Here is a 13,176-nt window from a genome sequence, read left to right on the forward strand (position 1 = left end):
GATCTCCTCGACCCGCACCTGTCGCCGATCTACTTGGCTGGTGCGAGTGCTTGTACGAAAATTCTGATTCCGATGAAACCCATCGGCTCCTCCATTCGTTTTGAGCACCGGTTTTGCCCGAGTGGAAGAGACGAAGTGCCATGCCCTTGTCCGATGAACTGCGCGATGTAGCGATCGAGTTTCACTGTCCGGTCTGTTCATATCCGACGGTGAGAAAGGGATCCTGGCTGAGAACGGTCGGCAGCTTCAAATGCGAAAGCTGCGAGACGAAGGTGAGGATTGGCTACGAAGACAAGCTGGCGATTTTTGAGCGCCACCTGAGAAAACGATAAACCGCTGGTTCGTTGAGATGTTTCTCTGGTTGATTCCTGCTGATCGAAGCCTCCGGCAGTGGTTCGTCCGTGTGGTCGATGGCGACGAAGAACTGACCCGATCATTCGAATTGGATTCGTTCGCCCTGGCGTACGCCGAAGGCCAACGACGACGCCTCGGGCTTCCTGTCTCCGATCGGCTGTAGCCAACGTTGGGGAATGGCCGGTGCGGTGGGGGCGTTGGGGCACGACGGACACCGCACCGGCCATTGCGGTGGGGGCTCGGGTTCCTCCCCGCGTAATTGACTTACCCCTACGTAAGCCATCCCGCAATTAAGCCTGTTGACCTACGCCGCAGGCGGCCGCGCCAGGTCCTGTTCCCATCGGATGAACGGAGGATCGTCGCCGGTGATACCTTAGGCCGAACCGCCTCCAAACCAGTGAATGAACTCGACTTCCCTTGCCGGTCACTTCTCGCACCGTCTTCAACAGAGTCTCATGCAGAACACGCGTTGCCCGGTAGTGATCACATGTAGGCGATATCAGCGGCTTCATGATGCTCTTGTGCAGCGCTTCCTCTGCTATTGCTCGAAGGCGGACCTTGGGCCCGCCTTCGACGTCCGGCTAGATTCAGCCGCCCATCTTCTTTGCCATGGCGCAGAAATCTGCGTGCGACTTGTTGAGCGTGGTATCGCCGCAATCTTTCAACACCGCTTTCTGTTCATCGGGTTTCATGGCCGCCCATGCGGTCTTGAAATCCTTTTCCGTCTTCAATGTTTTCATGCCGGCATCGGTGAAGAACGGCGACATCTTTGCCGGATCGTCGAGTGCAGATGTGTTGCCAGCGGCAAGAGCCGAACCGGTCATCATGGAAAGCGCAATCGCGCCCACTGTGAGCATCTTGATGTTCATCTGAGTATCCTCCTGTCACGATTCAACAAGACGTGACCTATAAAAGAAACGTCCATTTGCCCGAACCGGTTCCCGGCTGCGCCCTTACGAATTGGCAATTACTAATCGCGCCAACGCTTGCCGGTTGGTCGCCGCAGACAGCCGCCTTTAGGTGTCCCCTGTCAAAATCACGCTGAGTTCACGCCAGCGGGACGAAGCTTGATCGTGAAATCGGCCGGCCGGGCCTGCCTTAGAAGCCAGAACGAGCGAGCAGGTCGGATCGAGTGCCCTCGCCAAATGTGGGGTCGTTGAAGCGCGGCGCGTTGCTGGGGTGGAAACTCGCTAAGAAGGCAAAACGGCATGGTTGTCATAGAGAAGCAGTTAACAAGGTCTGGTGTTGCGGCTTTGGTTCCGAGGCGCTGGAACATTAGACCTCGCTAAAGGTTGCCAGAGCGGGCGGCGTTCCAACACTTCAGCAAGTCCCGCGATCCTTGGCCGTCTGCCGCTGCCGTAAAATGGGCGGCGGTTCGTCAATCGGAGAGATGCGATGCCCCTGTCCAATGAACTGCGCGACGTGGCGATAGAGTTTCAATGTCCGGCCTGTTCACACTCGACGAAAAAAATGGGTTCGTGGGTAACAACGATCGGCAGTTTCAAATGCGACGGCTGCAAGGCGAAGGTGCGCATTGGCTACGAATACAAGCTGGCGATGTTCGAACGCCACCTAAGACAACGGTGATTTCACGCCGCCGGAAGATCTTACCATCGCTTAGCCTAGCACTGCCCTGGGCTTCGACGTGATCTCCTGGACCCGCACCTTGTCGCCGATCTCCTTCGCCGTGTCGAGCGTTGCGGCTTGTCTTGTCGTTGCAGGCTTGTCGACCATCGCTGCCCCGTAACGTCGAAAGCCCGCACTCCTCTGGCGGAGAGAGCGCGGGCCGATCGGATACCGATCTTCGGCAAGAAGGCGATTGAGGGCACCCCACCTGCCGCGCTGATCAACTTTCAGAGACAGCTAATGTTCCCGGAGATGATAGCGCGCCTCATTCGCCAATATTCGAGGGTATGTGTGCCGTGCGAGGGGTTCAACCTGCGACGGCTTATTCAGACTTTCTAATTTAATGTTTGACCGTCGGCGCCAAGATCGTAGGCGCCACTGTCGTTCACCGAAGGAAAAGGCCGGTTGCGCCCCCGCGCCGGGCTTTTTCCTCTATCCCCAGAAGAGCGGTGATCTATGGGCAAGACTAAGGTCTTGCTCCTTGCCCAGCGAAGGTCTGACGTTACCACTTTGGTTCCGGTAACATTCGTTGGACGTTCCGTATTTTAGCCAAAACTGATGTATTCTGATTCAAGTGGGCGGCGCTAAAACGCTTAGGCCGAGCCGCCCCCAAACCAGCGGACGAACTCGACTTCTTTCCCAGTCACTTCTCGCACCGTCTTCAACAGCACCTCATGCAGGGTTCGCGTTGCGCGGTAGTGATCGCATGTAGGTGAGATGAGCGGCTTCACGATGCTCTTGTGCAGCGCTTCCGCTGCTACCAGGAAGATTTCGATTTCAGCTTGCGATAACTGCTTGGAAGGTTTGGTTCTGGCCATTGGCGATCTCCGTTTGAATGAAGGGTCGCCGCAACGGGAGGATTATATTCCTCTGATCGAGCTCTCTGACAAGGGCTAGTCGGTTAGGCCGGGGTCGTAATGCACAATCGCGTCGAGGATAGTGCGGTAGAGGCTGTCGACCTCTTCGTCGATCTCTGCCCGCTTGATGCCGAGCGCCTTAGCGTCGGCGATCAGCTTATTGGTCAGTTCGTCGACCGAGATGACGTCGGCCTTGGTCGTCTCAGGGACGTTGTTGGCCAGCCATTGATCTAGGAAGTTGATTCCGCGCGAGCTCATCGAGAATTAAGCTCGCGAGCGGTCTTCGGTTCCGTTAGTCGATTTCGATGATCTTCCTGGCGCGCTTCACTATCGTTTTCTGGCGACCACTAAGAAATTCTGAGCAAAGCGTGCTGGGACGCCAGCTCTCCTGCATATCGTCTCAACAGGCCCGACCAACATTTCGCAAAGCGTCGGCAACAGCCACCCGGGTCGCGGCAAAAACCCATAACCGATGACCCGTTCGACGACAAACCCGTTGGAAACGAGCATTTGGCGATATGCGTGGATGCTCAACGTACTGCGAACCACGCGCCCCTGAAATCGGTTGAGAAAGCGGTAGACCAGCCCCATCGGCGAGGTTGCGTTCATGTGGATGTTCGAAACCAGCAACCCACCGTCGTTCAAATGCTCATGAATGGCCGACAGTGCGTCCCGCTTAAGAGTGTCTTCAGCGTTCAAGAAGAAGCGAAAAGCTGTAACCACGTCGAATCTTTTCGAAAGGGGGGCAACCGTCAGATCGGCTTTCACCAGCTTGACGTTGCCCGGGACCCGCGCGCAAGCAAGCATGGATTGAGAGACGTCAACGCCAACGACCTCACCGAACAATGGACCTGCAACAGCTGCGACGCGGCCCGTGCCGCACGCGAAGTCGAGGCAGCAGCGAACCGGCCCGCCAAGAGGGCTGAGAATGCCTTCCGCCAGGGGGCGTTCGATCCGCGACCACAAGGCAGCATAGTAGCCGGAACGGAAGGTTTCGGCGTAATCGGTGCCGTAGCCTGGCTTCTGATGGCTCGATCGGTAATCGGTATAAGCGCTCCCCTCGAGTGACCGCTCGGTCAATACATCACCATGAGAACCGCCCATCACAACAACCTCCGTTTTGGGCTTGCTAATAGATTTCACTCGTCCTGATCGATCGTCATCCGTTCACATGACGCAGACCTTACAAAGATGTAAGGAAAGGGAGCAGAATTCCGACTATGGATGGTGGATCATTGCTACCTCGCGTGCTCATTCCTCCCGAAAGTCCTGCAGCGAGGCGTGGCGGAGGTCGTCTTCCCCCCGCAGATGCTTCACACGGCCGATCAACCCGGGCTTAACCCACTGCGTCGCTGGCCGCGTCATGCCCTTTGGCGGCGGCCCTGCGTGCTCCTGGACACGTTTCCACAGCCGCTCCCGGATGGCGCGGCTGGAGTTGATGAAAGCCGAGCCAGGGCAAATGCCGGCTTGCCGGCCTCACGCTCAACGCCGACCAGCTCGTATTCGTCGAGGGTCGGCATCAACGGCGGTATGAACTTCAGATGTATGCACTGACTCGTAAAAGCCGCGATTCAATTAGCATATGCTAAAATGGTTCCGGAACCTTTATTGCGACACGAGGTTCGATCGGCCATGACGAAGCTATCAGACCTTGTGCCACTCATTCCCGGCCAGTTGCACGGTGGCGTCCTCATCCGCGAAGAGGGCCATTTCTACAACTGCCCGAACTGCGGCCAGAAGGTCGATCAGCGCGACTTACGCCAAGTCTTCTGGCATGAAGAGGGCACGAGCCTCTAGACCCCGGAACCGTTGCGACAATTCTCGAGGTTTCTCGAAAAAAGTAACAAGCCGGGTACCGCCGATCACAGGGCAAAGAAAGAGCCCGCCCGCAATGGGAACCGAGGGCGGGCCAACAGCTGGCTACGGATCAACCCATCATAGGTCAACGGGCAGCGAAGGGTTGGTTGCCAAAGGGTAGCATCGTCGCTCAAGCCGCTTCTGGCGACCTCAGCGGGTGGCTGGAGATAGCCCCGACACCGATCGCACGTTCGTGCTGGAGAAAACCACAAAGGCAAATATCAGCACAGCAGTAGCCACCATCAGCGAGCCGGCAGCGACGACCGGCTCAAGCGCTGAATACCCTCCATGCAGCATCAGATACAGCGCAGGCAGCATGATCACCAGTCCGACGTTATAGAGACCGTAGTGGATCATTGCGATTTTCCGCTCCGCCTTAGCCGGGTTGAGCGCGTAGTACCCACCGAATATAGCGCTGGTGACCCATCCGAGCAGATTGATGTGAGCATGGGCCGGGAAGGAACCGTGGTCGCCGGAGATTGCCATCTGCAAGCCGGCGCCGATCCCCAGGATAAGCCACACAACAGCCGTTTTAAAAAAGAGATTCGAAACCTTAGGCATGACACTTCTCCCCAAAAAGCGCTGAAAATCAACGCGCGATATTAAGGGGCTGCTAAAATAGCAATGCAATCAAAAACAACGCCAATCCGGCGGTGCGTGCTGTTGCGCAACCGCGCCTAGGCCTGTCCAAGCCCCTTCCCTGGCTCGGATGGCTGGAGCAGAGCGCCACCATATTGCGTCCATAGATGTTCGCAGTCCCATACCCTCAAGCTAGGCGTTCCAGGTTCCCCGTACAGGACCATTGCACTGCGAACATCGTAGCCAAGCACGGACGCGTTGGCGACGAATTGGATAGCGCACCCCAAGCTGATGCCGCCGATCCGTGTTTCCTTTTTACTGGTGAGATCGATCACGCCGAAGATTTCCGCATCTGCTCCTTTGCCGGCCAATACAGCCGTCGATCTCGCGTCGTCCAAGGCAAGAAGCATCGCGGAATCCCCCGTAACTACCACCTCCTAACTTGTATGGGCGAAATTTGTTCCGCGCAGGGGTCAGGGGCATCCTCGGGCTCACTTGGTTGACCTGTTTCAGCTCAAGTGCCACCGCTGGAAATACGCGGGTTTGAACAGCTCACAACGCCACAAATCAACGGAACTGGTTGCTCATAAGCGCGTTCCTCTGAGGGCCTAAACCGGAGAGTAAACATGGACGACGACCTGCGGCTGAAACTCAAGGACTTGAGTGCGAGCATGCAAAGCAGGGCTAGCGAACTAGCGTTGCCCGGTGGGAACACGGATATTTCCGCGCTGATGTCTGGAATCGCAGTCACATTGGAGGCGCTTGTGGTGATCGCCGAAGAAACGCGGGTTCCCCGTTCTGGGCCGAGTTTAGAGCCCGGCGAGGATGGCAAGGTGACTAAGCAATAGGACGAACACCGGTAGGGCGTCTCCTTCAAACACTATAAGCCCTGATGGTTGCCGGAAGTCCGCCGATGGCGCTGCCATGAAAGCCATCGAAAGTCGATTGATTGCCGCCTAGTGCAGCCTATACGACGCATTTTATGCAACAGATACGCAACGGATTGGCTGATTAGCGTTTAAAATCAAAGAAATATCAAGACACTCTGACTTCTTAGTCCTGCTCGAATCCAGGTTCCCCAGACTAAATTACACCCAGGCGGTGGTCCTTTGAAACACAAAAACCGCCCCGGTTAGACCGGGACGGTTATAGAATTGGTGGGCTCGGAGGACATATTAAGATCATTGATTTTATTGGCTTTTTCGTGGGCCAAAATCAGAAATCTTCCCGTATCGTTCCGTGTGATTCCGTTATCGACCCCGTCCAGTCTAATTTCACTGGCCTATACGCGCCCTAGAAAAGTCCTGAACAGAAGGTCAGAGACTGCGCCCAGAAACGGACAGCTTTTGATCAGCCCCGGCCAGTGGCGAAAAATCGGATCTGGCCAGCACCCCGGCTATCCTGGCAAAGCTGACAAATGCCTGTCGCGCCTCTTCGGTTGTCATCTGCTCGGCGATTGCGGCGTTGCAGCTCCTCACCGCGCAGTTGTATACCGGCCCCCGACGGGCCGTCGGCCATTGATTCAAGTATACGAGCGCCTCCCGCACCGATCCGATGTCGTGTATCACGTCAGCGGTCTTAACCTGCACGGGGGCAAGGAAAGCCAGACTGGTCATTTGTTAACTCCCTGGGGTTGCAAGGTTGATTCAGCATCCCATGACGGCTCTTTCATTTGAGGCTGTTGGACGTCATTTGACGTTCCTCGCCATCTGCGAGGACCGGGGCTCATCGAGCCCCGGCCTTGCTTCGCGACCGTCATTTGTTGCCGTTGATTGCGATGCGCTTGGTGTTTGCCTGCGCCTTTTTGGACTTGGGCAATGTCACGGTGAGCACACCGTTCTTGAACGTCGCCGCCACCTTGTCGTCTTCAACCTCACGGCCGAGACTAAAGCGCCGCTCAAAACGCCCATAATAGCGTTCGCTGAACTGGCGGTCCTTGTCCTCGGTCTCCGCCTTCTTCTCGCCGCGAAGTGTCAGAACACCATCATCCAGCATGACCTCGACGTCGTTTTCATCGAGGCCAGGGATTTCGGCCGTCACCCGGATTTCCTGATCGGTTTCCGAGAACTCCACGCTTGGCCAAGTGGCCATGCGGCCCAGCGCCGAAGGCGTGTCAAAACCGCGGAACACCTCGTCGAATAGCCGGTTGACATTGCGGTGCAACGACAGGAACGGATCCATGTCGTCACCGCGATAAATGCTCGGTGCCTGGCTGCCGCCACGGCTCCAGGGAATCAAGTTACGTACGCTCATTTGATCCTTCTCCTTTCCGTGTTGGGTCGCACCCAGGCCCCACCCACGACAGGACGGGGTGCGGGCCGACCGCCAAAGATCAGGCCGCCGCGCTTTCAATGCGCTTGGACGCCGCCTTCTTGTCGGTCTCGACATTGATCGCGATGCGGCGCTGCTTCATCTCCTCGGGAATTTCTTTCTTGAGGTCGATGATCAGCAGACCGTTTCCGAGCTTTGCCCCGACAATGGTCACATGATCGGCTAGTTCGAAGCGGCGCGCGAACGACCTCAACGCCAAGCCATGATGGAGGTACTGAACCTCGTCGTCCTCTGTCTTGGCGCCCTCGATCACGAGCATATTTGGCTCCTGCGTGATCGTAAGCTCATCTTCCCCGAAACCGGCGACCGCGAGGACAATGCGGTAGGTGTCTTCGCCGAGCTTGGCGATATCATAGGGCGGCCAGTTGTCCGCGTTCTGTGGCGGGCTGGCGTTTTCGAGCAGGTTGAAGATGCGGTCAAAGCCGATGCTCGACCGATAGAAGGGGGAAAAGTCCAGGTTCGTTCTCATAACTACATCCTCCTTGGAGCAACATAGGTACGAGGGAACGCCAAGAAGCATGGCGCTCCCTGACACATCGGCCCCTTGTGCGGCGACCGACGAGGAATGAGTTGGGAATTGACTTCCGCTGCGTCAAGAGGGACCGCCAAGGCAGTTTCGCGACCGCCTTCGAAATGGCTGGTGGCAAGCGCTCCATCGAATACCCATCTGCTTCGCTGGTATTTCGAACGGAGGAAAAAGAATGCCCATGACACGCCAAGACGTTGTCTCGGTTCTCGGACCCGTGGACAACGCGACGATTGCGGAAATCATCGCGTCCGGTGCCTCGCTTGAGGAGTTGAGAGAGGCATGGGCCTGGGCCTTCGGTGACGAGGCGTTGATGAGCCAGGGACGACCGCTGCCGGGAACACGGGTGGCAGCGCTAATCGACCTGATCGAGCCCGATGACGAAGGCGACGTGGCAGATCCGGCCCGGGCGCATCCGGGCGTCGGTAGTTGATCAGAGATGCATGGATCGCCGCGCTATTCCAACGATTCCAAGCGCGCCGTTTAAGGTCTTGAGGATGCTCGCAGATTTGGACGGCCTCGCCCGACAACGGTGTGTCGTTGGCATGACAGTTCGCGAGGCCGTCGCTGCAAGTGTCTTACCAGCCCTTATTCCTGAAAGACTGCGAAGACGACTATTGGCCGACAGTGTAGGCCGCCCAGGAGCAGGCCAGAGCGGCCCTCACTAGCCATCAGTTCATTTGCAAGCAGCCAGTTCCTTCAATGCCTTTTCGGCATCGGCCTTGCTTGTATACGTCTTATTGCCGGCATCGGTCAGTTTTGTGCCGTCCGGTTTTTTGGTCACCACCTCACACTTCTTGGTCGCCGCATCCTTAGCCACCCAGTACTCCGTGGCTGCAAATGCAGGGATGCTGAAAATGGCGACAAGAGCACTGGCGATTGCGACTTTGCGGATCATTGCTAACCTCCATTCAATGCCAGCCCAAAAAGGGCACATTGCATTTTGATCGCCAACGATTTTGGCGCCATTTTGACATCAAGACCCGACGCATCGCGCAGGCCTCAGGGAGGACACGCCTTGGGGCAACGACCGGAACCATCATGCGCTTCAACGGGAGCGTTTCATCCGTCGCCCTGCCGTGCTGTAGCAGTGGCCTGCCTCGATCCGGCTGGCACTTCAGCAGCAAGCACGATCGCAAGACCAGCTCCTAATCCTTGGTCGGGGGCAGCTTTGGCACACAGTCAACAGGTTCGCCGCAGCGCGAGGTATCGGGCAACGATCTGAAATTTGCCTTCTCTGTCAGTCTGCCGGACCAGTTTCGCAAACAAGAGCGCGAAACATGCCATCGTGAGGACAATGATGATCAAGCGAATAAACGGCAATGGCGTAGTCTCCGCTCGTGTTCATGAGGCGAAGGGCAAACTGCCGACGAGTTTGGCGAGTTCGCTCAGCTTTCGATGTCCAGCTTCCCTATCGATCGGACATGCCCACAATCGTCCAGGATCCTGGTCGATTCCTCACCCCGTGGCACCGCTGACGTTATCGATCGGGTGCGCGGCACGACCGCCGCCGCACGCGAGATCAACCGTCAGCGCGACGGCCTGCACCGCCAATCTTGGGCCCTGTCATCCAAGGCGGCGCCGCGGGAACATCCTCAATGACACCGACCCTGCGTGCCCAAGTCGTAAATGTCTTGTGTGCCGCATCGACGGACTTTCGACCATCATATGCGGAGTAGCAAGTGTCACTCGCCGCTGCGTGAAGCAGGCCGCGCCTTTCGAGCGGCCATTCCTCAAGAAACTCTATCGCATCCATGACACAAGCGATCCTTCGGAGAGCGAAGCTATCATCTCGTACGAAGATCGCCTGTTTGAACATTCCATCTTCCATGGTGACCTCCCTTCAAACAGTGTGGCAACCGATCCTGCCTCGCCTCTGCGTGGCAAGGATCCGGCAAATCGACGAGCTTGGACGCCATAGCAAACAAGACGGAATTCTGCCCGACATCCGCCAAGCTGCGCTCGACATAGAAAGAGATTGGAAAGACCTCTTTTGGGTTCAAGGGGTGTCGGCAGCCGGACGGGTGGCGCTGGTCGCCACGATTGGACGCCGGCTATTGAATGGTAAAAATGCCGTCTACCGCCTGCCATTCGGAAGGCCGGATCAAGCGGTGATGGGCAACGCGCACGGAATGGAGCGCGCCTTCGAGTTCGCGCTCCCAGTAATTCAGAAACCCTTTCAGAGTGGGGAATTCCGGTGCGAGATCGTATTCCTGCCAAACGTAGAGCTGCAAAAGGCTTGGATGATCGGGGAGATGGTAGTGGATCTCCGCGGTTGTGAGACCGTAGCCCTCCATCTGCAGCCGGAATTCCCTGCTGACCATGCGTCTCTCCTTCCTTGTTGCATTCAGGCGTCAAGGTTTTGCGGGCGTTCTCGGTCCCGCCGTTCCTTGAAGTCACTGGCAAGCTCGGCGCGACTATCGTCCAGTCGGCGAAGTGCATCCATGACGGCGTCGAACGTCACCGGGCAAGGAGCACCGGGTGGCTTTCGCAGCGCGGGCATTGATTCGACAGCGCAAGCATCCGAAGCCCATGAGGCAAGAATGGCGCGCTTTTCCTGAGTGTCGAGCGTGCGGTCGTCCACCACCTCATCGGGGTGATTAAAGTGCCGCGCCGGAAACAGCAGGCGGTCAAGCGAAGGATCAGAGGCCTCAGGGGCGATCAAGGGCATTTTCGACAAGGTTCGTTCCATCGATGGTCTCCGTTTCCTGACAATCTCCTTGGCACCGTTGGTGTTGCAGTGATCCCTTTCGGGACTCCAACCGCAAAAAATTTCGATGAGTTCGGGTCGAATTTCAAGACCTGAAATCGCGCGTCCCAGCGAAAATAGCTTCATGAATTCATGTCCCTAGCACTCTCGAATGCAGAGCGCCAAAATTTTTCTGGCGAGCCCTTGAAACTCGAAAATTCCAAAACTAGCTCGATATGCGCGCGATGCCTGAGAAAGGGGTCGCGACGCCCTGCACCGGTCCGATATTGCCGGTCCGGTGTGGAGGAACCTCAAAAATCTGTTTGTCCTGAAGGAGAACGACATGACGTTCCGTCCATTGCACGATCGTATCCTGGTTCGCCGCATCGAGGCCGAAGAGAAGACGGCCGGCGGTATCATCATCCCCGACACTGCCAAGGAGAAGCCGCAGGAGGGCGAAGTCATCGCCGTCGGCCCGGGTGCGCGCGACGAGAGCGGCAAGCTCACGCCGCTCGATGTCAAGGCCGGCGACCGCATCTTGTTCGGCAAATGGTCCGGCACCGAGATCAAGCTCAACGGCGAGGACCTGCTGATCATGAAGGAAAGCGACGTGATGGGCGTGATCGAGCAGATCGCGGCGGTCAAGAAGGCCGCCTGACCGAGGCTTCAACCGCAATCCAGTCAATGAAGCTGCCTATTGAAGGAGTGATCCAATGGCTGCCAAGGAAGTGAAATTTCATTCCGACGCCCGTGAGCGCATGCTGCGCGGCGTCAACATCCTCGCCGACGCGGTGAAGGTGACGCTCGGCCCCAAGGGCCGCAACGTCGTCATCGACAAGTCGTTCGGCGCCCCGCGCATCACCAAGGACGGCGTCACCGTCGCCAAGGAAATCGAGCTTGAGGACAAGTTCGAGAACATGGGCGCGCAGATGGTCCGCGAAGTCGCTTCGAAGACCAACGACATCGCCGGGGACGGCACCACGACCGCGACCGTTCTCGCGCAGGCGATCGTCAAGGAAGGCGCCAAGGCCGTTGCCTCGGGGATGAACCCGATGGACCTGAAGCGAGGCATCGACAAGGCCGTCGAGGCGATTGTCCAGGAGTTGAAGACCAACGCCCGCAAGGTGACCAGAAATGATGAGATCGCCCAGGTTGGCACCATCTCGGCCAATGGCGATGCCGAGATCGGCCGCTTCCTTGCGGAAGCGATGCAGAAGGTCGGCAATGAGGGCGTCATCACCGTCGAGGAAGCGAAAACCGCGGAAACTGAGCTGGAAGTCGTCGAAGGCATGCAGTTCGACCGTGGCTACCTCAGCCCCTACTTCATCACCAACCAGGACAAGATGCGCGTGGAGCTGGAAGAGCCCTATGTGCTGATCCACGAGAAGAAGCTGTCCAATCTGCAGGCGCTGCTTCCGGTGCTGGAGGCTGTTGTGCAGTCGTCCAAACCGCTGCTGATCATCGCCGAGGATGTCGAGGGCGAGGCGTTGGCGACGCTGGTCGTCAACAAGCTGCGCGGTGGCCTCAAAGTCGCCGCCGTCAAGGCGCCCGGCTTCGGCGACCGCCGCAAGGCGATGCTGGAGGACATTGCCATCCTAACCGGCGGCACCGCGATCTCGGAAGATCTCGGCATCAAGCTTGAGAATGTCACGCTCAACATGCTGGGCCGCGCCAAGAAGGTGTCGATCGAGAAGGAGAACACCACCATCGTCGACGGCGCCGGTTCGAAGGACGAGATCCAGGGCCGCGTCAGTCAGATCAAGGCGCAGATCGAGGAGACCACCTCCGACTACGACAAGGAAAAGCTGCAGGAGCGGCTGGCAAAGCTCGCCGGCGGCGTCGCCGTCATCCGCGTCGGCGGCTCGACCGAGGTCGAGGTCAAGGAACGCAAGGATCGCGTCGACGATGCCATGCATGCGACGCGCGCTGCGGTCGAGGAAGGTGTGTTGCCAGGTGGCGGCGTGGCGCTTCTGCGCGCCGCCAAGGCACTGGACGGCGTGCAGGCCGAGAATGAGGACCAGAAACACGGTATCGAGATCGTGCGCCGCGCGATCGAGGCGCCCGTGCGCCAGATCGCCGAGAACGCCGGCGCGGAAGGCTCGATCATCGTCGGCAAGCTGCGTGAGAAACCGGAGTTCGGCTGGGGCTGGAACGCGCAGACCAACGCCTTCGGCGACCTCTACAACGAGGGCGTCATCGATCCGGTGAAGGTGGTGCGGACCGCACTCCAGGATGCGGCATCGGTTGCCGGCCTGCTGGTAACCACGGAAGCGATGGTTGCCGAGAAGCCGAAGAAGGAACCCGCCGTTCCGGCAATGCCGGCTGGTGGCATGGACTTCTGATGGTAACGGCTGTGT

General features: G+C 57.9%; 18 protein-coding genes. 6 read left to right on the forward strand and 12 right to left on the reverse strand.

From position 1 onward, the window contains the following. Window positions 1-941: 941 nt before the first annotated feature. Window positions 942-1,223, reverse strand: coding sequence for a hypothetical protein (locus tag ACLGL5_RS31660; protein WP_019859945.1), 282 nt, complete (start codon window positions 1,221-1,223; stop codon window positions 942-944). Between the two features lie 526 nt (window positions 1,224-1,749). On the opposite strand from ACLGL5_RS31660, the gene ACLGL5_RS31665 reads away from it, so the two are divergent. Then, window positions 1,750-1,941, forward strand: coding sequence for a hypothetical protein (locus ACLGL5_RS31665; protein ID WP_027047172.1), 192 nt, complete (start codon window positions 1,750-1,752; stop codon window positions 1,939-1,941). A gap of 632 nt (window positions 1,942-2,573) precedes the next feature. Here the strand turns inward: ACLGL5_RS31665 and ACLGL5_RS31670 are convergent. The 3 genes from ACLGL5_RS31670 to ACLGL5_RS31680 all read right to left on the reverse strand — a co-directional run bounded on the left by ACLGL5_RS31670 (window position 2,574) and on the right by ACLGL5_RS31680 (window position 3,941). Continuing rightward, window positions 2,574-2,798, reverse strand: a complete 225-nt coding sequence (locus tag ACLGL5_RS31670) for a hypothetical protein (RefSeq protein WP_069092836.1) — start codon at window positions 2,796-2,798, stop codon at window positions 2,574-2,576. A 75-nt stretch (window positions 2,799-2,873) separates the two neighbouring features. Further along, window positions 2,874-3,095, reverse strand: a complete 222-nt coding sequence (locus ACLGL5_RS31675) for a DUF768 domain-containing protein (RefSeq protein ID WP_064982195.1) — start codon at window positions 3,093-3,095, stop codon at window positions 2,874-2,876. 69 nt (window positions 3,096-3,164) lie between these two features. Continuing rightward, on the reverse strand, window positions 3,165-3,941 hold the full coding sequence (locus tag ACLGL5_RS31680) for a class I SAM-dependent DNA methyltransferase (RefSeq protein WP_069092837.1): 777 nt from the start codon (window positions 3,939-3,941) through the stop codon (window positions 3,165-3,167). A 528-nt stretch (window positions 3,942-4,469) separates the two neighbouring features. Here ACLGL5_RS31680 and ACLGL5_RS31685 point away from each other — a divergent pair. Next, window positions 4,470-4,634 (forward strand): hypothetical protein, encoded by a 165-nt coding sequence (locus tag ACLGL5_RS31685; RefSeq protein WP_019859952.1) that lies wholly within the window; start codon window positions 4,470-4,472, stop codon window positions 4,632-4,634. A 210-nt stretch (window positions 4,635-4,844) separates the two neighbouring features. Here the strand turns inward: ACLGL5_RS31685 and ACLGL5_RS31690 are convergent, their stop codons facing one another. Beyond that, on the reverse strand, window positions 4,845-5,255 hold the full coding sequence (locus ACLGL5_RS31690) for a hypothetical protein (protein WP_069092291.1): 411 nt from the start codon (window positions 5,253-5,255) through the stop codon (window positions 4,845-4,847). A gap of 644 nt (window positions 5,256-5,899) precedes the next feature. Here ACLGL5_RS31690 and ACLGL5_RS31695 point away from each other — a divergent pair. Next, complete coding sequence (locus ACLGL5_RS31695; RefSeq protein ID WP_019859955.1) at window positions 5,900-6,121, forward strand: hypothetical protein; 222 nt, start codon at window positions 5,900-5,902, stop codon at window positions 6,119-6,121. Window positions 6,122-6,589: 468 nt separating this feature from the next. Here the strand turns inward: ACLGL5_RS31695 and ACLGL5_RS31700 are convergent, their stop codons facing one another. From ACLGL5_RS31700 to ACLGL5_RS31710, 3 genes are all read right to left on the reverse strand, one after another. Continuing rightward, entirely contained in the window at window positions 6,590-6,889 is a 300-nt protein-coding gene (locus tag ACLGL5_RS31700; protein ID WP_064982199.1) for a DUF982 domain-containing protein, read from the reverse strand. 139 nt (window positions 6,890-7,028) lie between these two features. Further along, window positions 7,029-7,526: an Hsp20/alpha crystallin family protein gene (locus ACLGL5_RS31705; protein ID WP_069092838.1), complete on the reverse strand. Its 498-nt coding sequence runs from the start codon at window positions 7,524-7,526 to the stop codon at window positions 7,029-7,031. Between the two features lie 79 nt (window positions 7,527-7,605). Continuing rightward, window positions 7,606-8,073 (reverse strand): Hsp20 family protein, encoded by a 468-nt coding sequence (locus ACLGL5_RS31710; RefSeq protein ID WP_069092839.1) that lies wholly within the window; start codon window positions 8,071-8,073, stop codon window positions 7,606-7,608. A 238-nt stretch (window positions 8,074-8,311) separates the two neighbouring features. On the opposite strand from ACLGL5_RS31710, the gene ACLGL5_RS31715 reads away from it, so the two are divergent. Beyond that, a complete protein-coding gene (locus tag ACLGL5_RS31715) occupies window positions 8,312-8,563 on the forward strand; it encodes a hypothetical protein (protein WP_120145507.1) in 252 nt (83 codons plus the stop codon). 243 nt (window positions 8,564-8,806) lie between these two features. Here ACLGL5_RS31715 and ACLGL5_RS31720 read toward each other — a convergent pair whose 3' ends face one another. The 4 genes from ACLGL5_RS31720 to ACLGL5_RS31735 form a co-directional block, all read right to left on the reverse strand. Next, window positions 8,807-9,028 (reverse strand): hypothetical protein, encoded by a 222-nt coding sequence (locus tag ACLGL5_RS31720; protein WP_064982205.1) that lies wholly within the window; start codon window positions 9,026-9,028, stop codon window positions 8,807-8,809. A 624-nt stretch (window positions 9,029-9,652) separates the two neighbouring features. Beyond that, window positions 9,653-9,961 carry a DUF982 domain-containing protein gene (locus ACLGL5_RS31725; RefSeq protein WP_019859961.1) on the reverse strand — a complete coding sequence of 103 codons (309 nt, stop codon included), beginning with the start codon at window positions 9,959-9,961 and terminating at the stop codon, window positions 9,653-9,655. Between the two features lie 223 nt (window positions 9,962-10,184). Continuing rightward, a complete protein-coding gene (locus ACLGL5_RS31730) occupies window positions 10,185-10,454 on the reverse strand; it encodes an usg protein (protein WP_019859963.1) in 270 nt (89 codons plus the stop codon). Window positions 10,455-10,477: 23 nt separating this feature from the next. Beyond that, on the reverse strand, window positions 10,478-10,822 hold the full coding sequence (locus ACLGL5_RS31735) for a hypothetical protein (protein WP_020628966.1): 345 nt from the start codon (window positions 10,820-10,822) through the stop codon (window positions 10,478-10,480). Window positions 10,823-11,162: 340 nt separating this feature from the next. Between ACLGL5_RS31735 and groES the strand changes: the two genes are divergently transcribed. Together groES and groL are read left to right on the forward strand one after the other, a co-directional pair. Further along, on the forward strand, window positions 11,163-11,477 hold the full coding sequence (gene groES / locus ACLGL5_RS31740) for a co-chaperone GroES (RefSeq protein ID WP_027047173.1): 315 nt from the start codon (window positions 11,163-11,165) through the stop codon (window positions 11,475-11,477). Between the two features lie 55 nt (window positions 11,478-11,532). After that, a complete protein-coding gene (groL, locus tag ACLGL5_RS31745; protein ID WP_064982207.1) occupies window positions 11,533-13,161 on the forward strand; it encodes a chaperonin GroEL in 1,629 nt (542 codons plus the stop codon). Window positions 13,162-13,176 lie beyond the last annotated feature (15 nt).

The organism is Mesorhizobium sp. U510, from assembly GCF_059180695.1.